General features: G+C 33.7%; 17 protein-coding genes. 3 read left to right on the forward strand and 14 right to left on the reverse strand.

Annotated features, from left to right (window positions below; genetic code table 11):
• Positions 1–891 carry a transglutaminase N-terminal domain-containing protein gene (locus ACJJVP_RS08985; RefSeq protein WP_405412903.1) on the forward strand — a complete coding sequence of 297 codons (891 nt, stop codon included), beginning with the start codon at positions 1–3 and terminating at the stop codon, positions 889–891.
• Here the strand turns inward: ACJJVP_RS08985 and ACJJVP_RS08990 are convergent, their stop codons facing one another.
• The 6 genes from ACJJVP_RS08990 to ACJJVP_RS09015 all read right to left on the reverse strand — a co-directional run bounded on the left by ACJJVP_RS08990 (position 892) and on the right by ACJJVP_RS09015 (position 7,438).
• A complete protein-coding gene (locus tag ACJJVP_RS08990; protein ID WP_405412905.1) occupies positions 892–1,614 on the reverse strand; it encodes a hypothetical protein in 723 nt (240 codons plus the stop codon).
• A 204-nt stretch (positions 1,615–1,818) separates the two neighbouring features.
• Positions 1,819–2,484: a response regulator gene (locus ACJJVP_RS08995; protein WP_405412908.1), complete on the reverse strand. Its 666-nt coding sequence runs from the start codon at positions 2,482–2,484 to the stop codon at positions 1,819–1,821.
• Positions 2,485–2,486: 2 nt separating this feature from the next.
• A complete protein-coding gene (locus ACJJVP_RS09000; protein ID WP_405412911.1) occupies positions 2,487–4,151 on the reverse strand; it encodes an ATP-binding protein in 1,665 nt (554 codons plus the stop codon).
• Between the two features lie 308 nt (positions 4,152–4,459).
• On the reverse strand, positions 4,460–5,128 hold the full coding sequence (locus ACJJVP_RS09005) for a bifunctional 4-hydroxy-2-oxoglutarate aldolase/2-dehydro-3-deoxy-phosphogluconate aldolase (RefSeq protein WP_405412913.1): 669 nt from the start codon (positions 5,126–5,128) through the stop codon (positions 4,460–4,462).
• A 6-nt stretch (positions 5,129–5,134) separates the two neighbouring features.
• Positions 5,135–6,355 carry a 6-phosphofructokinase gene (locus ACJJVP_RS09010; protein ID WP_405412916.1) on the reverse strand — a complete coding sequence of 407 codons (1,221 nt, stop codon included), beginning with the start codon at positions 6,353–6,355 and terminating at the stop codon, positions 5,135–5,137.
• Positions 6,356–6,391: 36 nt separating this feature from the next.
• Positions 6,392–7,438, reverse strand: a complete 1,047-nt coding sequence (locus tag ACJJVP_RS09015; protein WP_405412918.1) for a PfkB family carbohydrate kinase — start codon at positions 7,436–7,438, stop codon at positions 6,392–6,394.
• Positions 7,439–7,588: 150 nt separating this feature from the next.
• Between ACJJVP_RS09015 and ACJJVP_RS09020 the strand changes: the two genes are divergently transcribed.
• Positions 7,589–8,605, forward strand: a complete 1,017-nt coding sequence (locus ACJJVP_RS09020) for a LacI family DNA-binding transcriptional regulator (protein ID WP_405412919.1) — start codon at positions 7,589–7,591, stop codon at positions 8,603–8,605.
• A gap of 58 nt (positions 8,606–8,663) precedes the next feature.
• On the opposite strand, the gene ACJJVP_RS09025 is transcribed toward ACJJVP_RS09020, so the two are convergent.
• The 5 genes from ACJJVP_RS09025 to ACJJVP_RS09045 all read right to left on the reverse strand — a co-directional run bounded on the left by ACJJVP_RS09025 (position 8,664) and on the right by ACJJVP_RS09045 (position 16,399).
• A complete protein-coding gene (locus ACJJVP_RS09025) occupies positions 8,664–9,425 on the reverse strand; it encodes an SDR family NAD(P)-dependent oxidoreductase (RefSeq protein ID WP_405412921.1) in 762 nt (253 codons plus the stop codon).
• A gap of 30 nt (positions 9,426–9,455) precedes the next feature.
• A complete protein-coding gene (locus tag ACJJVP_RS09030) occupies positions 9,456–10,745 on the reverse strand; it encodes an MFS transporter (RefSeq protein ID WP_405412924.1) in 1,290 nt (429 codons plus the stop codon).
• Positions 10,746–10,865: 120 nt separating this feature from the next.
• Entirely contained in the window at positions 10,866–11,567 is a 702-nt protein-coding gene (locus ACJJVP_RS09035) for a FadR/GntR family transcriptional regulator (RefSeq protein ID WP_405412926.1), read from the reverse strand.
• Between the two features lie 270 nt (positions 11,568–11,837).
• Positions 11,838–13,367, reverse strand: a complete 1,530-nt coding sequence (locus ACJJVP_RS09040; RefSeq protein WP_405412928.1) for a RagB/SusD family nutrient uptake outer membrane protein — start codon at positions 13,365–13,367, stop codon at positions 11,838–11,840.
• Between the two features lie 26 nt (positions 13,368–13,393).
• Positions 13,394–16,399 (reverse strand): SusC/RagA family TonB-linked outer membrane protein, encoded by a 3,006-nt coding sequence (locus ACJJVP_RS09045; RefSeq protein ID WP_405412930.1) that lies wholly within the window; start codon positions 16,397–16,399, stop codon positions 13,394–13,396.
• A gap of 614 nt (positions 16,400–17,013) precedes the next feature.
• Between ACJJVP_RS09045 and ACJJVP_RS09050 the strand changes: the two genes are divergently transcribed.
• Positions 17,014–18,108 carry a type I phosphomannose isomerase catalytic subunit gene (locus tag ACJJVP_RS09050; protein ID WP_405412931.1) on the forward strand — a complete coding sequence of 365 codons (1,095 nt, stop codon included), beginning with the start codon at positions 17,014–17,016 and terminating at the stop codon, positions 18,106–18,108.
• A 48-nt stretch (positions 18,109–18,156) separates the two neighbouring features.
• On the opposite strand, the gene ACJJVP_RS09055 is transcribed toward ACJJVP_RS09050, so the two are convergent.
• The 3 genes from ACJJVP_RS09055 to ACJJVP_RS09065 form a co-directional block, all read right to left on the reverse strand.
• Positions 18,157–20,475 carry a chondroitinase-B domain-containing protein gene (locus ACJJVP_RS09055; RefSeq protein WP_405412933.1) on the reverse strand — a complete coding sequence of 773 codons (2,319 nt, stop codon included), beginning with the start codon at positions 20,473–20,475 and terminating at the stop codon, positions 18,157–18,159.
• Between the two features lie 40 nt (positions 20,476–20,515).
• On the reverse strand, positions 20,516–21,769 hold the full coding sequence (locus tag ACJJVP_RS09060; protein WP_405412935.1) for an NRAMP family divalent metal transporter: 1,254 nt from the start codon (positions 21,767–21,769) through the stop codon (positions 20,516–20,518).
• Between the two features lie 97 nt (positions 21,770–21,866).
• Positions 21,867–24,122 carry an alginate lyase family protein gene (locus tag ACJJVP_RS09065; RefSeq protein WP_405412938.1) on the reverse strand — a complete coding sequence of 752 codons (2,256 nt, stop codon included), beginning with the start codon at positions 24,120–24,122 and terminating at the stop codon, positions 21,867–21,869.
• Positions 24,123–24,138 lie beyond the last annotated feature (16 nt).

Here is a 24,138-nt window from a genome sequence, read left to right on the forward strand (position 1 = left end):
ATGATATTTAACGTTACACATATTACCAAGTACGAATATAATGCACCTGTTAGCTATTGTCATAATATTGCAACGCTACGACCTAGAGAGTCTAAAGGTCAAGAGCTATTGTCATATACTATTGACATATCTCCAGAGCCAGCAGAGATAAGTGAGCGTGTAGATTTCTTTGGTAATTACATAACACGTTTTTCCATACAGACAGAGCATAATATATTAAAGGTTACAACAAAAAGTAAAATTAATAGGGAATATGCCAAATTTCATGATTCGTTTAATAGCGATGCTTGTAAGGGGATAACCCTTAACGATGCCTTAAAGGCTTTACAAAGTATGCAAGCAGAAATATTAGATGCAAAGCAATATATACTTGAATCTATTTTTATAAGAAGAACAGATAAGGCGATTCGAGATTATGCTGAATTATCTTTTAAAGGAGGGCGCTCTGTATTTGAAGCAGCATACGAGCTAATGCAACGAATATATACCGATTTTGATTTTGATTCTGAATTCTCTACCATTTCAACACCTATTGAAGAGGTAATGAAGGAGAAAAAAGGGGTATGTCAAGATTTTGCTCAAATAGCCATAGCATGTATACGTTCTGTTGGTTTGCCTGCAAGATATATTAGTGGGTACATAGAAACATTGCCAGCCCCGGGTAAAGAGAAGTTGATTGGAGCAGATGCATCCCACGCATGGTTTGCTATTTATATACCTGGTTTTGGGTGGGTAGATTTTGATCCAACGAATAATCAAATACCAAAAGACCAGCATATTATAGTCGGTTGGGGTAGAGATTATTATGATGTGCCACCATTAAAGGGAGTAGTTTATGGTAGTGGTCAAAGTAAATTGAAAGTTGCTGTAGATATAGCGGCAGTATTGTAACTAATCTTCAAAAAAGAATTCGTGTAGTTCGATTAAACTACCTCTTTTTATTTGTACTAAATCCCTGGTCTCTTTTAAAAAAACACCCAACGATTTTTCATTATAAATAAATTTCATTTCATTAGAATAATCTGTGACAACATACATATCTCCAGAAAGTTGATAAAATGGGATAGTCATTTTATTTTTAAGCTTTACACCTTTATTTACGATTTTTCCATTAGTTATAGTAGACTCGACTTTTGAATTATTTGATTCGCCCGATGCTACTTTCACATAAGATACCATCATGTTTGTCCATTCTTCTCGGTCAATCAAAAACCATTTTATTTTATTGAAATCAATGCCATATTCATTTATCCAACCATGACTTGTAAAACCAAGTAATACTTGTTTTTTTCCATCTAACGTTGGTTTGTCAGTCGGTACAAATTCTTGAATTTTAAAAGTTATGACCGAGGCAGATGACATATCTTTAAGTTTCTTACCTTCAAAATCAATTGTTTTTAACGAGAAGCTTGTAATATTAGGGTTATTCGCTAGCAACCATTCTGTCGCCGTAAGTTCAGCCCGTTCTTTCATTTGTTCAACAGCAGCTACGCCAACCCCAATTGCAGCTAAAGTTCCTACCGCGCCAGCCACTATAGCACCGTTATCTTGAGCATTATTTTGATTGGGAGTGAACAATGATAGTATAATTAAGAATATAAAATTTTTTTTCATAGTTAAATCAAATATGTCGAGTTTATATTAAATAGGCCATACCTGCCAAATCGGTTAGTTCCCCCGAATTACCTTTTCAGCAGGATGGCCATAGCATTAAATGTTATAGGTTAGTGTTTATACCTTCATCTATGCTTGGCAAACCTAACTCCATTTTATAAATAAGTATTACGGTTTTCCGTAAGAGAAGTATAATATTAGATTTTAAATAAGACCTAAATCCTTTACGATTGCGACAAGGTGTATAGCATTATTGGCATTGAATTGAATACGTAATTTATTCAGTCGTTTTTCAATTGAACTTAAGCTAGCAGGTGTAATATTCTGTTTTCTATATAAAGCACTGATTTCATCTTGAGATAGTCCTTTACTAAGGTGATCTAACAAAGAAATATCATAGTCGTCTACTTCCAATTCGTTCTCGGCACTGAAAGCATTGGATACTTCAGGAGATAAATATATTTTTCCATTACTGATTTCATTTATAGCAGTCGTTAAATTTTTGAGTCCGTTCCTGCTCTTACACACATATGCGTCTATATGGTATTGATTAATAAGTGTTCGTACTGCTTGCAATCTATCTTCTACAGAATAGACTATTACTTTTAACTCAGGAAATTCTTCTTTTAATTTTCCTGCTAAAGCCTTGCCAGAAGGGTAAGTTTGTGATCGGTGGTCTGCTTTAAATGATAGGTCGGAAATAACTAAATCAAAAGAATCATGATCGAGATTAGCTCTTTTGACCTTTAAATATGCGTCATCACAATATTGAACTTGATCTATATTTGAAACTCCTAATTCTGTCAGTAGAGTATGTACACCTTTGTTGATGTCTTCCATATCTTCTGCAATTAAAACTTTTTTGAACATGCTTAAATTATTATTGATGCCTTAAAGCCATCACCTTGCTTAGATTCAAAATTAATAGTTCCTTTTAAAGAAGCGATACGGGATTCCGTATGTTGCAGTCCATTTTTTTTAAAAAGATCACAACCAACTCCATTATCACGATATTTTATATGAATTTTAGACCCTTCTTTTTGAAAGATTAAAGTTACGAAGGTTGCTTGACTATGTTTTCGCATATTTGTCATAAGTTCCTGCAATACCCTATAAACAGTAGTTTTTTTAAGTTCAGGAACAGAACTCCATGGTATTTTGGATAGATTTCGAGTTATGATTTTCACCTCGTTGTTCTTATAACCTAATAATAAATCATTTAATTGAATACCAAAATCTTCTTTGAGGTCAATTACACTACTTTCTCTTGAAATATCTCGAGTTTTATTATAAATTTTTTCCATTTCATCAATAATACGACTATCGATTATAGAATTATTTTCAATTGAAGTCATCACTTTATAGATGTCATTGGCTACTTCATCATGTACTTTTTTTGAAATTCTAGTTTCTGTTTTATAGATTTCTTCAATTTTTGCTTTTCTATATCTATTTCTGTAAATAAAGTAAGATCCAATAAGAATTAAAAAAATGATTAGAGCAAGAGCTTGGTAAGCTAAGCGTTTACGAGATTCTATTTCTTGAAGAAGGATACTCGCTTGAGTTTTCTTTTGTTCTTCAGCTACATTATATTTTAGAAAAGCATTTTTATTTTCTGCCGCCTGTTTGGCACCATTTATACTGTCGTTTAATCTTTTATATTCATGAACAAGTGAATCGTTACTTAAGTTCATAAGGTTGGATATAGAGTTAAGCCTAAAAGAACTACTGTTAATTTGATTTGATAAGCTTAATGCCTTTTCTGCATAAAATAGGGCTGTAACAGTATCTTTTCGGTCTAGATAATACTCTGATAAATGCGAATTACTTGAGTGAAGACCAGTAAGGTCATGTTTAGTCTCACGTAGATGTAGTGCTTTTTTTAAATTTTGCAATCCTGCTGATAGATTCAGTTTAGATTGTACGTAACCTAAATTATCAATTACCATTGCTAATTGTTGGTCATCTTTCAGTTGTTTTCGTTTGTCATAAAGAATAGTATAAATATCTAATGCATTTTTAAAATCTAATTGATCTTTATAAACGTTAGCTTTATTGTTAAGAACAACCACACTATCTCTTATTTTATTGGCGATTAGAAGTGCTTTTTTAAAAGCTTTTATAGCTTCTTTAGGATTGCTTGATGCTCGATAAATTCGCCCTAATTGATTGTAGATACCAACTCTGGAGTTGATTAAAGTGTCTTTCGTAGCCATAGATTGAATAAGATTCAAAGCTTCGACAATATGGTTTTCACTATTGAAGTTGTTTCCTATTTTAAATTCGGCAATAGATAGTAGACGTAAATCATAAATAGCATTTAGAGTATCTTTCGATTTGAGATCATTTTCCTTTTTTTTAGTAAAAAAATAAATTCCAGATGGGAGATCTTGTTGGTTCACAGGATTGATAATTACTTTTCTGTAATAACGCGAACTATCAGAAGGTGTTTGGGCTAATGAATTTAGGACCACGCAAAATATAAGGACAATAAAAATTTGAATGTTCAAATTAAATGAAATTCTGCGGTTATTCATTCCTCTAAAGTAAAGACATTTCATGTAATTAGATTTCTGAATTCATTTATGATTTATTTGGAAAACAGATTTGTAAATGGATATTAGTGTATCAATTTGATTATTAAGTTATATTGTAGACTTATACGGTCTTCATCTGCTATTTTATATTGTGCTAAAACATACTATTAAATAAAAACAAAAAGAGCACAAAACCTGGCGAAATGCCAAGATTTTAATGCTCTTTTCCAACTAACAACTTAAATATGCACTTTTAAAAGGCTACACAGTATGAGTGTCTAATTCATGTTGTGTGGTACCCTTATACTTTATGAACGCAGTTTTTTAATTGTAGCTAAGGTGTTTTTTACCAAAGCTTCTAAACCTGCGTAATCTTTATTCGCTAAAATATCTTTACTAATTAATTTTGATCCCATACCAACACAAGTAACTCCAGCGTCGAACCAACCCTTAAGGTTTGCTTCATCTGTACTTACACCACCTGTAGGCATAATACTTGTCCAAGGTTGAGGTCCTTTGATACCTTTTACAAAACCAGGTCCGTAAAGATCACCAGGGAATAATTTTACTATCTCACAGCCCATTTCTTCTGCTTTGTTTATTTCGGTCAAAGAACCACAACCAGGAGACCATAAAACTTTTCTACGATTACAAACAATGGCAATATCTTCTCTTAAAGAAGGTGTTACGATAAAGTTTGCACCTAAAGACATGTAATATGAAGCAGCACCGGCATCTGTTATAGATCCAACTCCCATAATCATACCAGGTAAGTTTTTAATAGCATATTTGTTTAGTTCAGAAAATACCTCGAAAGCGAAATCGCCACGAGCAGTAAATTCCATTAAACGCGCGCCACCGTCATAACAAGCTTGTAGAATCTTTTTGCCTAACTCTACATCTGGGTGATAAAACAAAGGAACCATACCATTTTCCTTCATTACATTTGCTACTTCTATTCTTGAATATTGTGCCATTTGTTTTTATTTCTCAGTTAAAATTTTGTTGAAATCGTAGTTTGAAGGATTGTCTACATATTTTTTAGCATCCTCATAATCATCTTCACCTACATAAAATAAATTTTGAAAGCATAATTCTGCCAATTCTGAATTTATATTGACCAAACGAGGAGCGATTTTACCATTCTCATCTTGAATTTCAGATAAGAATAGGGGTGTTATTTCACCTCTAGAATTCGCCGTGACCATACAGCCACTTTTGCCTTCATCAAATAATTTTTTTACGCCTAGACCTAAAACCGTACATAATGTTAGGTCAAAACCAATAGGTCTACAACAGCGCAGTTCGTAGCCCAGTTCAACCGGTCTACTTTTTATATCGATACCTAATTCCTTTAATTTCTTTTGAACGAGCATATTAAAAATATGCGCTTTACTAACATTTCCCAGTTCTGGGTGACCGTGGTCGTCATACGTAAATGTAATTCCGCATTTATCTAATTCAGATTCTGGCATGTTATGAAATACACCTTCGCTAATTAAAGCTACACCATAATTTATATTTTCGATTTTACGTTTGATCATTGAAGAAATGACCATGCGTACTACCTTATCAAAAGTGATCGAGGTACGATCAAACATTTCAGGTATAATCATCATTGGAAAATGGCAACTAGCGGCAATACCGAAAGCTAAATGCCCTGCAGACCGACCCATTGTAGACATAACGAACCAATTTTGACTTGTACGGGCATCTTCATACGTGGTATTACCTATACGTACACCTTCGTCTTTTGCAGAATGGAAACCGAAAGTTGGGTTTCTATCTGGCAATGGTAAATCATTATCTATGGTTTTCGGTACATGAATATTTGAAATAGATATTCCTTCTTTTTTTAGAAAACCTGTAATTCTGTTGGCAGTAGAGGCAGTGTCATCACCACCTATACTTACCAACAGTTTTACATTATTATCAATAAACAGGTTAGTGTTTAGTTTTTCGTTTTTAGGTTTAAAACGACTCATTATTAAAGTTGAGCCACCCCTACTAAAAATCCTATCGGCATGGAAGAAATCAAACTCCTTGATTTGAGGATTCTTATCGAATATGCCCTTAAAACCTTCATGAAGCCCTAAAACTCTGTAACCATCTTTTAAGAAGGTTTTGGCTACGGTACTGATAACGGTATTTATACCGGGAGCAGGTCCACCACCACAAAGAATTAAAACTGATTTTTGAGACATCTTAATGTTTTAAGAATATTTTATTTATTATCTTTTTTAACGAGCAACTCTACCAGAAGCATCACCGCCCATAAGTTTCTCTACTTCAGAAACTGTTACAAGGTTGGCATCACCTTTAATGGTATGTTTCAAACAAGAAGCTGCAACAGCAAAGTCCAATGCATTTTGATCATCTTCTGGGTATTTCAATAATCCGTAGATTAAACCACCCATGAATGAATCTCCACCACCAACACGGTCAACGATATCGGTAATTTGGTATTGACGAGTTTCGTACATTTTAGTACCGTCCCAAAGAACACCGGCCCATGTATTATGAGATGCAGAAATAGAACCTCTTAATGTGGTAATTACCTTTTTAGCTTTAGGGAATTTCTTCATCATCTGCTTACATACAGATAAGAACGCTTCTGCTTTAACGTCGGCACCATCTTTATGTACATCAAGTCCTTCAGGGTGAATTCCAAAATGCTTTTCAGCATCTTCTTCGTTCCCTAAAATAATATCGCAATATTCGGTTAAACCAGCCATTACTTTTTCTCTGTGCGCATCATCACAGTATGTCCAAAGTTTAGCTCTATAATTTAAGTCTGTAGAAATAGTGATTCCTTTTGCACTTGCAGCTTTTACAGCTTCTAAACAAACATCTGCCGCACCTTGAGAAATTGCAGGGGTAATACCTGTCCAATGAAACCATTCAACATCTTCGAAAACAGTGTCCCAATCGATCATTCCAGATTCGATTTCTGAAATAGCTGAATGAGCTCTGTCGTAAACTACTTTACTACCTCTAGATACAGCACCGGTTTCAAGAAAATATATTCCTAAGCGATCACCACCGTAAACAATTTTATCTACTCCAACGCCTCTTTTACGCATTTCCATCATTGCGCATTCGCCAATGTCGTTTTTTGGTAAACGAGTAACGAAATCTACAGGAACACCATAGTTTGCTAAAGAAACAGCAACGTTAGATTCGCCTCCTCCATATACTACATCAAAATTATTAGCTTGAGAAAATCTCAAAAATCCTTGTGGTGCCAAACGAAGCATGATTTCACCGAATGTTACTACTTTTTTCATGTTGTTTTATAAGTTTAATATGTACTAATTTGTAATTTGTTTAATCGATTAACCAATCAGGGTAAAAAATAACCTAAACAGACAATTTTTGTTTAAGTTAATTAAAGTCTTACTTTTGGTTAATCGATTAAACAAATATATACAAAGTAATTGAATAAAAAAAGAACAACTTTAAAAGACATTGCAAATGTTTTAAGTATTTCAACTGCTGCCGTTTCTAAAGCTTTAAATGATGATGCGCGTATTAGTGTAAAAACTAAGAAAGCTGTTAAACAGGTTGCAAAGGAGTTGAAGTATCAACCTAACCATTTGGCAAGTGCCTTAAGAAAAGGAAAAAGTAAATTGGTGGGTGTTATTGTACCCAGAACCAATAGTAATTTCTTTTCTTCTGTGGTTGAAAATATGGAAGGAGTTCTTAATAAAGCGGGTTATAACATTATAATTACTCAGTCGAACGAATCATTTAAAAAAGAATGTGATAATATAGATACGTTACTTTACCTACAAGTCGATGGCATAATTGCATCTATGGCAAATGAGACGGTAGATCTTTCTTACTACGAAAAAGTAAAATCTAACGGAATTCCATTGATTCTATTCGATAGGGGAGAGAATGATTTGAATGTTGATTATGTAGGTATTAATGACTACGAAAGCAGCCATATGATCATAGAGCATTTAGTTGCTCAAGGTTGTAAACGTATTGCTCATATAGGCGGATATCGAAGAACAAGAATATTTAATAATAGAATACGTGGCTATATTGATGCGATTAAAAAGCATAATTTACCACATGATGATGAATTGTTAATTGAAAGTGGTTTGACCTTAGAGGATGGTAGAAGGCAAATCGAGAAATTATTGGCTTTAAAAAAGAGACCTGATGCCATTTATGTAGCAAGTGATTATGCAGCGTTGGGTGCATTGCAGGTTTTGAATGAGAAAAATATTAAAGTACCTGAAGATATTAAACTTGTAGGTTTTGGTAATGAGCCGTTTACTTCTCTAGTTACCCCTTCTATTACCAGCATAAGCCAGCATAGCCAGCAAATTGGGAAATTAGCGGCACAGACTTTTTTAGGGTATACCGAAAAAGAAACGATTGTTCAGTCGTTGAATAAAATTATTTTAGATTCAGAATTGATTATCAGAAGTTCATCAAAATAAAAAAGCGTTATCGTAATTAACGATAACGCTTTTTTAAAATAGTATAGAAGTTGTTGTACTAGATACCTAAAGCTTGACCACCTCCGATTTGAATAGTTTCAGCAGTTATAAAAGAAGCATCTTTACTAGCTAAGAAAGAAACTACACCGGCTACATCTTCTGGTTGACCTAATCTACCTAACATAATATTGTTTGCCCAAGAAGCGAAAACTTCTGGTTTGGTTGCTTTGATTTGTGCATGAAAAGGTGTGTCGATAGTACCTGGCGATACTGCATTTGCTCTAATGCCATATTCAGCTAAATCTTTAGCTAAAGCTCTAGTTAATGCATGAACTCCTGCTTTAGAAGTACCATAGATACCAGCGCCTGGTCCACCAGCTGTCCATCCTGCGTTAGATGTATAGTTGATAATTGATGGGTGCTCACCTTTTTTCAAGTAAGGAATTGCAGCTCTAGAAGCAAAAAAAGCTGAATCAAGGTTCAAGGCCATTACGCCTCTATAAAATTCAGTAGTCATTTCTTCAAATCTTGATCTACCTCCTAAACCACCTGCGTTGTTAATCAAGGTGTCGATTTTACCATATTTTTCACCAATAGCTTTGATGTTTTTCGTAACTGCTTCTTCATTAGTTACGTCAAAACCTAAGTACTCTGCAGTGATACCTTCTGCTGTAAGTTCTTTAATTCTTTGTGCTCCAGCTTCGTCGTCTATCCCGTTTAAGATAACTGTATAACCGTCTTGACCTAATCTTTTAGCAACTTCAAAACCGATTCCTCCAGTTGCTCCTGTAATTACTGCTACTTTTCCTTCTGTACTCATGATATATTTAATTTTAATCTATTCTTAATTTTATTTTTTAGTACTGTGAACATATTTTTTTACGGGCTCAATTTTTTTAATTAAAATCAAAATTGAAAGAACACCTAAAACGACTGCTATGCAAATTGCGATAAATGCTGGAGTATATGAGTTTGCTGTTATTTTACCAACAAACCAGTTCATAATCATTGGAGATACTGCTGCTACTGTACCTGCCATACCTGCCAATGTTCCTACTGACGGACCGCTAAACATATCACTGGAGAGTGTTTGTATATTTCCAATTGCAAATTGGAAACCAAATAATGCTAGACCAGCAAGGTAAATAAAGGTCATAAAATTGTCTTGTTTGACAAACATTATAATTCCAATAAAACCAATTAGTATAAGAATGGCTCCAAAAACAATAGTTGCTTTTCTTGAGATATCTACAGAATATTTTTTCATTAAATTTCCACAAACCATACCTCCGACAATACTTCCAATTGCAGCCATTAAATATGTAATCCACATTGTGTTGGCTATTTCTTCAATACTTAACCCAAATTTATTGTTAAGGTATATAGGCATCCAAGCTGCAAAAAACCACCATATTGGCTCGATAAAGAATCTACATAATAAAATACCCCAAGATTGCTTATAGCTAAGAATTGCACCTACACTTAAGCTTTTTCGTTTAACACCTGTGTCTTCATCTTCAATTCTATCAGAAAGGATTAATTTTCTTTCTTCATCGGTAACCCAAGGATGTTTTTCTGGAGTAGATTTATTTAGAAACAACCATGGAATAACCCATAACAAACCAACGGCACCTAAAATGATGTAGGTTGTTTTCCATCCAAACTGGGCATATAGAAAGACAATTATAAATGGGGCTATTACATTACCAATAGATGCACCTGCATTGAAAATACCTTGTGCAATGGCTCTTTCTTTTACAGGAAACCATTCTCCATTACTTTTTACTGCGCCAGGCCAGTTACCGGCTTCACCTAAACCAAGTGCACCTCTAAAAATAGAAAGAGAAACGATACCTCCGGCAAAGGCGTGTAGTACGGATGCAACAGACCAAACAATTATGGATACTGTAAATCCAAGTCTTGTGCCAATTTGGTCATATAGTTTTCCTGATGCGAATTTACCTATGGCATATGCGGCAAGAAATATATTGAACATAAATGCATAGTCGGCTTTATCCATACCTAAGTCCTTACCCATTTCTGGCCAGAGTAATGCAAAAGCGGTTCTGTCTATGTAGTTAATTACGGTCGCTATAAAAATAAGCACAATAATCCACCATCTTAATCCTTTAATTTTCATAAATCTGTGCTTTTTTGGTTATATATTGTTTTTGGTGAAAACCATTCTACTTTTCTTAAAATAGCAGTAAGGTTAAAATAATTTCACTTGGTTTATAAATAAATAAAAGTGTTCTAAATTTTATATGTTATAACAATATTGATAAAGTGCATTAAAATGAACTTTCATCATTGCCTTAGCTTCTTGTGTATTTTGTTCTTTTATGGCATCAAAAATATCTTGATGTTCTTTTATTCCTTTTAAACTTTGATCTTTATCACATACATGATATTTTTCAAAATTGTTTATGATTTCCGGTGTTATGATTAGCATCATTCTATTAATAGTGCTATTTCTACAAGCTTGAGCTATAGCTAAATGAAAGAGTAGGTCTTCTTGGACTGCATCTTCATTGTTCATTACCTTGTTTTTATATGCTTCTAATGCCGTTTCCATTTTTTTTAAATCGGCATTTGTTCTTCTTTGTGCAGCTAATCGAACTGTTTTAAGTTCTAATAGTATTCTAGTTTCAACCAAGGATTTAAAATCAGGGTCTTCTAAACCAAGAATATCGTCCATCATTCCATTCATTGCTACTTGACCAATATCTGCAACGAAGGTGCCACTTTGTGGCTTTGATTTTAGAATTCCGTAAAATTCTAGTTTTTGAATAGCTTCGCGAACATTTCCTCTACTTACTTCAAAACGTTCTGATAACATGCGCTCTGAAGGTAATTTATCTCCAGGTTCTAGATTCTTGTTGATGATAAGTTCTCTAATCTTAGCTATGATATCATTATGAAGGTCTTTATTTTCATTTTTCGTAAGGATTTCGAGCTTCATAGATCAGATTGTTTAATTATAAAATTGGTTAACCAGATTGGTTTATCAAATTTATAAAAATAACCGTGTTATCAAATATTATATGCGTTTAATGTTCAATACTTCGTTTAAATAATGAAATTTAAAAGAATTGCTGGTCCGTTTAGCGGACCAGCAATCTTAAAAAAACTAACTCAAACAACTTTCTTTAATGATCTTTTAATTTTTAATGGTTACTTATTCTAAAGCTAATTCGTAAATAAGAGGTCTATAAAAATTAGAAGTTATTTTTTAGTACCCTGGGTTTTGTGTTAGGTTAGGGTTTCTTTCTAATTCGTCTTCAGGTAATGGTAGTAAATAATCATCTTCAGTGAAAAATGCTTTTTCACCTTCTAAACCTGCTGCGTTAAAAACTTCTGACCCTATTTCTCTTCTAGCTATATCGTACCATCTCACTCCTTCAAAAGCAAATTCCAATCTTCTTTCTTCTAAGATGTCGTCAACTGTAACGGTACCTGTTAAATCTGCAGGTACTGCACTTGGTTCAACTGTTATCGTAACACCTGCGCCAGTCTGAGTTTCTCCACCCATTCTTGCTCTTGCTCTAACTTGGTTGATGTAATTTAGAGCAGTTGCATTGTCTCCTAATTCTACTGCTGCTTCAGCTGCGATTAATAATACTTCTGCATAACGTATCATAGAATAGTTGTGGCTAGTTGCTCTAGCGTTCGCACGAGCAAATGGACCAGGAAAACGAGTGTATTTTGCAACGTATGGGTTGTTTTTGGCAAATTCATGACCACTAATATCGAATTGGGTGTAATCTACAACAGTACCTCCAATTGAAACTTCGTCATCCATACTTACAGCCCTTCTGTAATCATCGGCGTCCCAGGTTGTATATACCTCTAATGTAGGCACGGCTACTGACCAACCTCCACCTAAGTTTCTATCATCTCCTCTAATGCCGGTCATTGGAGCTGTTTGGTCATAAGCATTATCATCTGCTTCGAAATTATTGTAGTCCAATGCAAAAATTGGCTCAAGAGATGCGTCTATAGCATCTGCATTAAATAGATTTTGAAAATTAGTTTCTAATGCTAAATTATAAGTACCTGCATTATCAATTACTTCTTGTGATTCATCATAAGCATTTTGCCATTCTCCCATAGTTAAATAAACTAGAGATAAATAAGAACTAGCAGCGGCTTTTGACGGTATTGCTCTTGATGTTACTGTAGTTGGCAACCATGTTTTAGCGTACTCTAAATCTGAAATTATATTTTCATATACTTCTGCGGCAGGAGTTCTACTTATAGAAGTAGCGGCATCAAAATCTGTTACAGGAGCATCAATATAAGGTACATCTCCAAAAAGCCTTACTAAGTGAAAATAGTAAAATGCTCTAGCAAAATAAGCTTGCGCTGTTATCGGGTTTTTGATATCATCATCCACATCTACATCTTCAGCTCCGGCAATTGCCGCATTTGCTGCTGCAATACCTTGATATGTTCTTGGCCAGAATTCACTGATCATACCATTACTGGCTAAAGTAGTAAATTCGTTCATTTCAACTCTTCTAGTTTCATTAGAGGCAAGACTAACCATGTCTGAACGCAACATTAAGGCAATCGATAATTTTCTGCCCCAAAATTTCTCATTGATAGCGTGTGTTAACGAACCATCTACTGCTGTTTGTATATTTGCAGGAGTTTCAAAGAAACCTTCAGCAGACAATATACCAACAGGCTCTTCTTCTAGATCTGAACATCCCATTATTGACAGACCTACCAATAATAGTAATAATTTATATATTTTCATTTTTCTTATTTTAAATTAATTCTTTATTAAAACTTTAAATTAAGGCTCATAGTTACAGTTCTAACCGTTGGGTAGTTACCGAAGTCAAAACCCTGTGCGGTGTTAGATGAAGTGTTGTTGTCACCACCAGATCCGTAGTAACTAACTTCAGGATCTAGACCAGAATAATCTGTAAAAGTTAATAGGTTTTGCCCACTTAAAGATATTCTTAGGTTATCAAGACCTAATTTCTCTGAAACATCAGAAGGAACTGTATAACCTAAAGAAATATTTTTCAGTCTAATGTAGCTACCGTCTTCTATAAAACGAGAAGAAATTTCTCTATTACTGTTGTTACCAACACGTGGTGCATTTGTGTCTGTGTTTGTTGGAGTCCAAGCACTATTGTAGTAAGCTCTGGTTGTATTTGCATCTCCGTTTGTTAACTGAACATTGGTCAAGTTAAAAATATCTCCACCTTGAGAACCTTGAAAAAATATACTTAAATCTAAGTTTTTATAGCTGAAGTTGTTAGTGAAACCCCATGTAAAATCTGGATTAGGATTACCTATTGTTGTTCTATCTGCTTCAGTAATATCACCACTTCCATCAATATCAGCGAATAATGGGTCACCTGCTACACCACCTGAAAGGGTTTGTGTACCTGCAGGTACTGTACCGCCTTGATAAACACCGGCATATTCATAACCCCAGAATAGTCCAACTTCTTCACCAACTCTTAAAACATAACTTCTGTCATGACTAAAATAACTTGGTGTAGCATCGAAAAACAAATCTGCATCGTTTACTAAACTAACCACTTCGTTTTTATTAAAAGCGATATTAAAATCAGTTGTCCATCTAAAATCTTCTTTAAGAATGTTTTTCGTACTTAAAGCGATTTCAAGACCTCTATTGTTTATTTCTCCAACATTGGCTAAAATATCGTCACCAGAGAAACCTAAGTATTCTGTAATACTGTTATCCGTTAATATCAAATCTTTAGTATCAATGTTGTAGTAATCTAATGATACAGATATTCTATTGTTAACAAGACCTAAATCGATACCGAAGTTTGTTTGATATGACGATTCCCATTTTAAATTAGGATTTTCAGGCTGTTCTGGAGTTACTGCGCTAACAGTCTGTCCGTTACTAGAAGCATAAAGAGTCTCTAGTCTTGATAAAGATTCGTAAGCACCAATTGATGGGTTACCAGTTACACCATAACTAGCTCTGAATTTTAAATTAGAAATAGCTTTACTATCTTTTAAGAAATTTTCATTAGAAACTTTCCATCCTAAAGCTGCAGAAGGGAAAAGAGCATATTTTTCATTAGCTGAAAAGTTCGATGCACCATCTCTTCTTATAGTAGCAGTTAATAAGTATTTATCATCATAATCATAATTGAATCTACCAAATTGAGATTGTATTTCCACTTCTGATTTTGAAGAATCTGGCTGTAAGATGTTCGTTGCAGAACCTAAACCATAATAAGAAAAACCATCTGATATGAAGCCTGTAGCTTCAGAGAAAAAGTTTTCTGAAACTGTTTTTTGATAAGAATACCCTCCTAATAAGGTTAAATTACTTTTGCCAAATTCCTTTGTATAAGTCAAATAGTTTTCACTTAAAAGACTTGTTTCTCTATCAGTATCTACTATTGCTCTTCCACTTTCGCCACCAGCAGTTTGTGTTAGTAATGAAGGTAAGTATATACCTCTGGTCTGATTTTCTGTACTTAAACCAAATGTAGTTTTAAAACTAAGACCTTCTAAAATTTCATAATTAGCATATAAATTTGCTCTGAAATTATCTGTTTTTGTTTCGTCAATTCTTTCTGTTGCAACAGCAAAAGGGTTATCGACAGGGTCACCTACGGTATTACCAAATGTATACGTTCCATCTGCATTGTAAACAGGTTGATCTGGTGCATATCTTAAAGCTAAGGTAATTACATCATCTCCACCGGCAGAAACAGAACCGTCTGATTGAGTAGCAGAACCATTTTTAATACCTCTACTTCCGAAAAGGTTCATTCCTAACTTTAATTTGTCAGTTACCTGAGCATCAATGTTAGAAAGGAAAGTTAATCTTTCAAAGTCAGAACCAATGATAATACCTTCTTGTTTAAAGTAGTTTGCAGAAGCGTAAAAATTAATTTTATCACTACCACCTGAAAATGAAACTTGGTTGTTAGATGTACTGCCAGATCTATAAATCAAGTCTTGCCAATCTGTATTTGCAGGCCCTTGAGAATAAGGAGTAGTAACACCATTATTAGTTCTGATCTGATTTTGATAATCAGCAAATTCACTAGCATTCAATAAATCTAATCTGTTAGAAATATTTTGAATGGCGTAAGTAGTATTAGCTTCAATAGATAATTTTCCGCTTCTACCTTTCTTTGTAGTTACTAATATAACACCATTAGAACCTCTTGAACCATATATAGCGGTTGCCGATGCATCTTTTAAAACCTCCATCGACTCAATGTCATTAGCTTGTGGCATAGAAGCGCCAACAAAGCCATCTACAACAATAAGTGGAGAGCTACTTGCATTAATAGAAGTATTACCTCTAATTTTTATACTGATAGGAGCGCCTGGTTCACCACCATTATTTGATTGTACTACAACTCCTGCTGCACGTCCTTGTAATGCTTGTTCTGCATTTAAAACAGGATATGCATTTAACTCCTCAGACTTTACAGAAGAAACAGACCCTGTAATATCACTTTTTTTCTGAGAACCGTAACCAACAACAACAACTTCTTCAAGTTGGCTGGCGTCTTCCGCAAGCACAACATCTAAAGTTTGTTGACCATTAATGGTTACTGATTTCTTGGCATACCCGATAGAAGAAAATTCTAAAACATCTCCATTAGATACTGTAATGGTGTAATTACCATCAAAATCGGTAGAGGTTCCTGTTGTTGTGTTCTGAATAACAACATTGGCTCCTGGTACAGGCATATCTGTTTCATCGGTTACTGTACCGGTCAAGTCGTAGCCGTCTTGTGCGAATAATGATATGTTGAGTAACAATATCATTGTTAATACTAATTTCGTTTTTAAATTCATTTGTAGTCTTGTTATGTTAATTTAAGTTCAACTTTTTAAAGTTTGATTAAAGCATTCTATAATTGAATTTTGAGTAAAATATCAATTTTAATTTCTGTTTTTTCATTCAAGATTTTAAAATCTTATTTTGAAGTAGTCAAAAACAGTACTTTTTGTCGTTAATCTAATTTCTTGTCATTGAGTTTAAGTTCGAATTTAATTGAAGTTATGTTGAATCATTTTTTGGTTTTCCAAACTGGTTATCCAATTTGGTTGACCAAATATATGTTATTTATTCGTTAAAAAAAGGGAATTTTGCATTTTAACAACTTTTCAGGTGTCAAATTTTTTCAATTTTGCTTTTAAGCCTTGTTAATATTGAGGATATGGTATTTTATTAACAAATGAGATTTATTTTGAAATTATGGTTTTCATGGTTAAATAGGTCTTATTTTTACTTATGCTTAACATATAAATTCCTAAATTTGAGCGGTTTTCCTCTCTAGATTTTCAATAAAATTTGAATTAGAAATAATTATCAATAGGTTCTTTTTAAGAATTTTATTGATTTTATGTGATATTTACTAAACAAGAAACGTAGTGATATGAATAACGATTTTGAGCAATATGCATACATGCCACTTAAACAATTTTCAAACAGAGTTTGGCGTACTTATGAGGGTGGGGCATTAATAGATAAATGGAAAAAAGATAGCCCTGAAGTTGATGGTAGCATGCCAGAAGAATGGATAATGTCTACAGTAACGGCAAGAGGAAACGGTAGGCCTGAAAATGAAGGCTTGTCTTTAGTAGAAACTCCAACAGGGACTCATTCTTTAAAAGAATTGGTTGCATCTAATAAAGAACTGTATTTGGGTAAAGCGTTAGCAGATAAATTCGGAACTACTGGAGTTCTGATTAAAATGTTAGACTCGAAAGAAAGGTTGACCATACAGGTTCATCCAGATAAAGATTATGCGCGTACTATGCTCGATTCTGCTTTTGGCAAGACAGAATCGTGGTATGTATTGAATAAAAGAGAGATTGATGGTGAAAAAAGTGTCATTTACATGGGCTTTAAGGAAGGGGTTACTAAAACTCAATGGGAAACCCTATTTGTAAATCAAGATATTGAAGGAATGTTAGGGTGTTTGCATAAAATTGAGGTAAACCCTGGTGATGCCTATATGATATATGGTGGAGTACCACATGCTATTGGTAGTGGTTGCTTTTTGATGGAAGTTCAAGAACCAACAGATTATACAATGCGTGTTGAAAAAATTACACCTGCAGGCTTAGAAATCTCTGATGAGTTAATACATCAAGGGGTTGGTGAGCAAAATATGTTAGATTGTTTTCATTATGATGGTTGTTCTTATGAAGAGGTATTAAAAAGATGGAAGGTTTCCCCTAAAACAATTGATTCATCTGAAACTCATACCTTAAATTCTATTTTTAATGAAACGCACACAGATTGTTTCGGATTAAGTGAACTGGATTTAAATGGAGAACACTCAATTAAAGCAAACGGTAGTTTCTTTGTAGCAGTTATTTATTTTGGGGAAGGAACTATTATAAGCGGAGGTCAAGAATATGATTTTACACAAGGTGACGAAATATTCTTTTCAGCGGCAATAAATGAAGTTGTTTTTAAATCTAAGATAGAGTCGAAAATTCTATTATGTTACCCTCCTAAATAACATAGATTTTCCTAAAAAAAATGATGGGCAGCACAAGCTTTTGGTATCCTAATAAAGGATTTTTAGTTTTTGCTGCTCTTCTACTTTTATTTTGCCTGAATTTATCAAAATGTTGTTTTTATGGTGGTTGTTCTTTTCTCCCCATAAAAGAGCTACATAATCAATAGCGTTGTTCTTAAATGTATTATCTGATAGATAAACGTTGATTATGCCTTTGGTGTTTAATAATATTTTAGTTTTTTCATATTGTCCACAGTTATTGAAACTACTATTAAAAATGCTTAAATGACCTCCAATAGTAGATTCGTCATAGCCTCCTCTATAGAAATTGACAACATTTTTTTCGATATTTTCAAATTCACAATATTCAACTTGTATCATTTCGGCATTATAGTCACCTTTCTCATCAGCTGCAAGCACAATACCATTAATACAATTTTTAAAAGTGGAGTTCTTGAGTGTAATAGTATTTGCAAAAGAGCCTTTATAAGCTTTTAATATAAAGCCAAAATTATTTAATTCACAATTTTGTAGATTAAGATTATACGCTGCCGACATATTCTCCTGCAGCGGAGAAAATGCGATTTTGTTAGTTGCGCCGTTAATTTTTATGCCTTCTAATGTAATCGTACCATATGGGTTCATTTGAAAAGCTACACTATCATTTTTGCCTGTAAATGTTAGTTGCGATTTAGTAGTTGCGTTTTTTGAACGTAATGTGATGTTCTTATTTATAATTAAAGGTTTTTTAATCTGGTATAATACATCTGTTAGTTCAATAATATCTCCTGAATGTGCTTGTTTAATTTTATCAGCAAGTTCTCCTTTAGCAGACGTAGCCTTTATTATTTTAGATTCATAATCTGTCTCTTCTACAGAAAACCAATTTGGACCATATGTTTTCTTGTCAATAATAAAGTTTTTGGCTTTAGATATACTATTAATAGCTCCAATGCTATTTTTATTGTTTCGCATTGCGCCAAATACATCTTTATCAATTTTTTCAAAATCAAATCCGTTATAGACCTGGTTGATCATTCCTTCTTTTGAATCTATGGGCGCATACAACCAATCGTTGATTTTTTCCATGTTCAAATCTGCGTTCTGCAGTACATCGTATTCAGAATAAGCACTACCATTATTATCAATAATATTATTCTTAAATAATATGCCATCAATTTCGCTATGGTTAATGAAAGGGGTGTTGTCGACTTCTGTATTATAAATAATGTTATTTGCTAGAATTGATCTAATAGGCGGTGCTGAACGTATTTCACTTATAGGTAGCACGCTAGCACTTTCTATGTTTTGGCCAATTCCTATTTGCCATGGGGATGTACAGTCTATCCAAGTATTAAATGCTACTACAATATCTGATACTTGCAAATATCTATTTAACGGTGTCATCGGTATTCCGTTCATTATTGCAAGTGGTGATCTGAATTCTTTACCTTTTATTTTGTAGAAATAATTATTGGTAATCAAATGCCCTGCATTTACAACCCTAATGCCACCATAAAATTCAGATTCATCACCTCCAATAAAAATATTGCCATTAACGGTAGCATAACTACTATGTCTTAATACCAATGAACCTTCAGATTTATAAAAGATATTATTTTTAAAAGAGTTAAAATTTGTCTTGTCGGAAATGATTTCTACTTCGCCGTTGCATGCGTCAAAATAATTATCGGATACATTTACATAGCCAGGGGAGAAACGGGTTTTACTATCACCAATACGAATAGTTTCTCCTCTTGGTCCGCCTTTTCTTGGGCGCGGGCCAAAATAATTATTTGTTATTTGGTGGTGATTGTTGATATGCTGGTTGCCTGTAAAGAAAACCCTCAAGGTTTCACCGTCATTTGATTTTCCTGAGATATAGTTATGGTCAAAACTATTATTTTTTCCATATAGTTCTATCCAACGGTCATTATTGTATCTATTAGGTTTGTTGAAGTTTTTTATTACCGTATTTGAAATTTTGCAATTATTGGCTACAGTATCTTCAGAAATCATAAAACGAATTATAGAAGAGTTAGGAGAGTGTCCATTTCTAAAATATAGACCACTTACGCTCAAATATTCACCACCTAAATGTAAAAATGAATTACCTTCAAGAAATACTTTTCCTGGCGTTTCTGCGGTAATTGTGATGGGTTTTTCTTTTGTTCCGAGTGCGTAGAAGTTAATTGCGGCATCTTTCCAAATACCGTTTGATAAAATTATATTGTCTCCTGGCGTTGCTTTGGTAATAGCAGAATTCAATTCCAGAATATCGTTTACTCTTATACTTTTTTTAGAGATATTTTCTTTACAAGAAGCCAGTAAAATGAGAATTGTGAAAATTAGAAAGATATTCTTCATAAAAGTTTCTCATTATTTGAATTAATAACTAAACTATAGTTTACTGGATGAAATCTATAAATCCGTTTAAGGCTACGTATAACATATAACAATTAAAAACAAACGTTGCACCTAGAGCAAGGTTCATCCATAATTTTATTTTGTGTTCTTTCATTACGCTCTCTTTGTTTAATAGAATAATTAGAAAGAGTGTAATCAAAGGCATTACGAAGGGGCTTAATGCTTGAGAAGCAATTAAGATCCAAACTGGCTTTCCTCCAAGTATAGGGACAATTAGACCAGACAGAGCAACTAATACAACAATAAGTTTGTATAAGGGTTTTTTCATGTTACGTTCGGTACCTGTATAATCTGCAACCAACCAAGGAAATAATAATAGGTTAGGGAATATAGATGAAAGCCCGGCTCCGATAATACCTAATGTGAACAATGTAAGGGCAAAATCTCCTGCCCAAGGCCCAAGTGCATGCATCATGTCTGTAGCGTCATCTACCGGGGCTCCTTTAAAATAAAGGGTTCCAGTTGCACTTATCATTATGGCAAGGCTAATAAAAAAAGTCATAATCATAGAAGACATGGCGTCTTTATTTTCTGTCTTTAAATCTGTTAATCCCCAATTTTGTTCTTGTACAAGAATACTTCTAGACGCTAAACAAACGCCTGCCATTGTGGTACCTACTATACCTGCAATTACTAAACCGTTATTTTCGCCTTTAGGTAATTCTGGAAAGAATTCTGTAATTGAAGTACCCGCCTCATTTACGACCATAAAGCTGGTGACTATAAAGGCTAGTGCCATAAAGCCAACCATAATACTCATTGCCTTAATGAAGTTCTCGTGTTTACCAGTCCAGAATAAACCTATGAGAAGAGCTATGAAAAATACAGAAACAATCGGACCATTTAAAAACGAAATAGAAGTTTTTACAGAAATCCACTCCATCGTTACTTCTGCAACAACACCCATTACGCCAATACAAGATGATACAATTGAAACTAATAGTGCGGTAATGATAAATATAGTAAGTGGTTTGCCAAATGTATTTTTAAAATTAAACATTAAGGTATTACCAGAAACTATGGTCAACTTGCTAATAGATACAAGAAGAAAATATGTAAAAAAACAAGATAGTAATAAAGCCCAAGAAAGACTAAGACCATACTTGGCACCAGAAACTACCATAGAGGTAACACTACCCGTACCTACTACGTAACCAATTATGAAAAAAGCTGGACCAAAATCTTTAAGACTTTTTTTAAACCTACTTAATTTAGACGTATTGTTTGATTCCATATTTTTAAGGATAAGCTTATTTTAAAATAATGATGGTCTGTTGTTACAGAGCTATAATCTATTTACGGCAAATGTAAACTAAGAATATAAGGAGACCTTACTTTTTAGTTAAGCCACTATAATAATATGGTCCTACCCATTGATAAGTCTTATCTCCAATTTTTAATTTATGTTCTTTTGTTGTATTGTTATCTAAGTTGCAAAGTATAAATACCTCTTGATCATTATTGATGTCTTCAATAATTACAGCTGTGTATTCATCTTGATCGTATATAACTTTTACGGCTAGAACATTACTTTTAGAATTTAAGGCTGATTCTGTAACTGGGCTATAGCTGCCATGTGATTCAATTACAGAAACGAAAGTTGTATTTTTCGAATCTTTTCTGCGAATCATTAGTGCTGCATCTCGTCTTAAATTAAAGTTAGGGTCATTTGCACCAATTCTTGTAAACATAAGTTCATCGGTGTCGTTAACGGATGATGTTAAAGAGTAGAATTTACCTTCGTTGAGCCACAATAACTTTGCATTTTCAGAGTTCGATGTTCCTTTGCCTTCCACCCATAAATGTTGGTAACCATTATCGTTTCCTAAAACATTCATTGTAGAAGCTGGTTCAAAATCGAAGTTAGCTTCAATCATTTGCCCTAAGAAATAAAATGGAAGATCATATTGGTTTTCAGTTTTTGACTTCACTTTTAGGATGTCAAGAACAAAAGGCTTTTCAAAATTAGGTGATTTGATCATAGCCATTGTTCGGTGCATATCTGTGCCAGGATAGGCATTGGTTTCGGTAGCGCTTATAGCTTGAATTTTTTTGTTAGATATGTCGAAAAAGAAAAGTTCAGAATGATATTGACTACCTATGTCATATTTTCCTGAAAAATGAGAACCTTCGTTTTGTATTAGTGTATTGTGTGCAATGGTTTGCTTTGCCCAAGTTTTGTTCTCTTTTAAATAATTACCACCACCTTTTTGTCCAATATTCACAAAACGTGCCAAACCATAATCTTGTAGTAATTCATCGCCTTTTTCAAACATAGAAAAGGATAACTTGTCATAATGGCCATGGCTTGATCCTTGAGAAGCATATTTAAAAACAAGTTCTAAATCTTCACTTCGTAAAATACCTACGCCTCCCTGTTTTCCATCTGGTCCATCAGATAGATTTATTGATTGTTTGTTGAAAGGTTTAGCCTTTCCATTTTTAATACCAAGTGCAACTGCTAATCCAGAGTCGTCTAATAACACTTTATTTTGCTCAGCAGCGATACTTAATAAACCAGGATCTTGGTTTCCAAAGTAATAAGAAATGTCTACAGCGGTAACTAAGGCATCATTATAATAAGACATCCCTTTTTGACCATCGTTTAGTGCGAAGAAATCTCCATCAGAATCAGATAAATTTAAAAGAGCAGTGATTGATTTTAATAAAACACCTTCTTTATATTCAAAAATTTTCAATTCTGGTTTTACATTGTGTAATCCTTCTGCAAAAATCAAAAATGGATACATTGCATAACGTTGGTAGTATGGTCCTTCATTATAATAGCCATCTGGTGAAAAAGGCTCTTCTATATTGGCTAAAAAACCTGCTTTTCCATCCTTATTTAAAAACCCACCATCATCATCTTTAGCAGTTTTATCTAAATTAACGCCCTTGATACCATATAAGGCACGATCAATTAATTCTTGGTCGTTCATTACTAAGCCAATCATACCAACGGCTGCATTGCCCCAAGTACTGTGATTGTGGACTCTTTGGTAAAATTGCGGACTGTCTACTGAAATATGATCTGCAAAAGGTCTAAATAGATTTTTTTCTAATTTTTTTCTTTCAGCTTTACTTAAATAATTGAATATGCAATCATAAGCTTGACTCACATAGACCAGCCAATTAGAATCATTCAAACACTGCCAAAACAGTTTGCCTCTAGCATAAGATCTTGTTTTTGGGTGCAGTGGTAATGTTTTGTACATACCTTCATATTGCATTAACATGTCTTTTACATATTGTGCATATTTGTCGTCTTCTAGTATTTGATATAAAACACCAGCTTGTTGCATAACAATCATGTTACGCTTATGGCGAGCATGTGTATAACCGCCAGAATAATCCTTTGGTATAGGTGTATCAATGCCCAATGCAATTTCGGCGTCTACTTCTTCTTTTAATTTTTGTAGGGAAGAATCAAACAAAGGTACATTACCAAGTTCTGCTCTAATTTTTTCAACACCGGTTTTAGTTAAAATTAGGTTTGGATGTTCCTGACCAATATTAATGTTTGGGGTTAAGCTTAAAAATAAGCAAATTACCACTTTAATAGCCCAGTTAATTTTATATGTAATCATTCTTTTGTTTTGCTGT

Source organism: Maribacter sp. Asnod1-A12, from assembly GCF_045063735.1.
Classification (GTDB): domain Bacteria; phylum Bacteroidota; class Bacteroidia; order Flavobacteriales; family Flavobacteriaceae; genus Maribacter.

Excerpts from the sequence above, each read along its gene's own strand:
- ACJJVP_RS08985 (WP_405412903.1), top strand. The coding sequence starts at position 1 with ATGATATTTAACGTTACACATATTACCAAGTACGAATATAATGCACCT.
- ACJJVP_RS08990 (WP_405412905.1), bottom strand. The coding sequence starts at position 1,614 with ATGAAAAAAAATTTTATATTCTTAATTATACTATCATTGTTCACTCCC.
- ACJJVP_RS08995 (WP_405412908.1), bottom strand. The coding sequence starts at position 2,484 with ATGTTCAAAAAAGTTTTAATTGCAGAAGATATGGAAGACATCAACAAA.
- ACJJVP_RS09000 (WP_405412911.1), bottom strand. The coding sequence starts at position 4,151 with ATGAATAACCGCAGAATTTCATTTAATTTGAACATTCAAATTTTTATT.
- ACJJVP_RS09005 (WP_405412913.1), bottom strand. The coding sequence starts at position 5,128 with ATGGCACAATATTCAAGAATAGAAGTAGCAAATGTAATGAAGGAAAAT.
- ACJJVP_RS09010 (WP_405412916.1), bottom strand. The coding sequence starts at position 6,355 with ATGTCTCAAAAATCAGTTTTAATTCTTTGTGGTGGTGGACCTGCTCCC.
- ACJJVP_RS09015 (WP_405412918.1), bottom strand. The coding sequence starts at position 7,438 with ATGAAAAAAGTAGTAACATTCGGTGAAATCATGCTTCGTTTGGCACCA.
- ACJJVP_RS09025 (WP_405412921.1), bottom strand. The coding sequence starts at position 9,425 with ATGAGTACAGAAGGAAAAGTAGCAGTAATTACAGGAGCAACTGGAGGA.
- ACJJVP_RS09030 (WP_405412924.1), bottom strand. The coding sequence starts at position 10,745 with ATGAAAATTAAAGGATTAAGATGGTGGATTATTGTGCTTATTTTTATA.
- ACJJVP_RS09035 (WP_405412926.1), bottom strand. The coding sequence starts at position 11,567 with ATGAAGCTCGAAATCCTTACGAAAAATGAAAATAAAGACCTTCATAAT.
- ACJJVP_RS09040 (WP_405412928.1), bottom strand. The coding sequence starts at position 13,367 with ATGAAAATATATAAATTATTACTATTATTGGTAGGTCTGTCAATAATG.
- ACJJVP_RS09045 (WP_405412930.1), bottom strand. The coding sequence starts at position 16,399 with ATGATATTGTTACTCAACATATCATTATTCGCACAAGACGGCTACGAC.
- ACJJVP_RS09050 (WP_405412931.1), top strand. The coding sequence starts at position 17,014 with ATGAATAACGATTTTGAGCAATATGCATACATGCCACTTAAACAATTT.
- ACJJVP_RS09055 (WP_405412933.1), bottom strand. The coding sequence starts at position 20,475 with ATGAAGAATATCTTTCTAATTTTCACAATTCTCATTTTACTGGCTTCT.
- ACJJVP_RS09060 (WP_405412935.1), bottom strand. The coding sequence starts at position 21,769 with ATGGAATCAAACAATACGTCTAAATTAAGTAGGTTTAAAAAAAGTCTT.
- ACJJVP_RS09065 (WP_405412938.1), bottom strand. The coding sequence starts at position 24,122 with ATGATTACATATAAAATTAACTGGGCTATTAAAGTGGTAATTTGCTTA.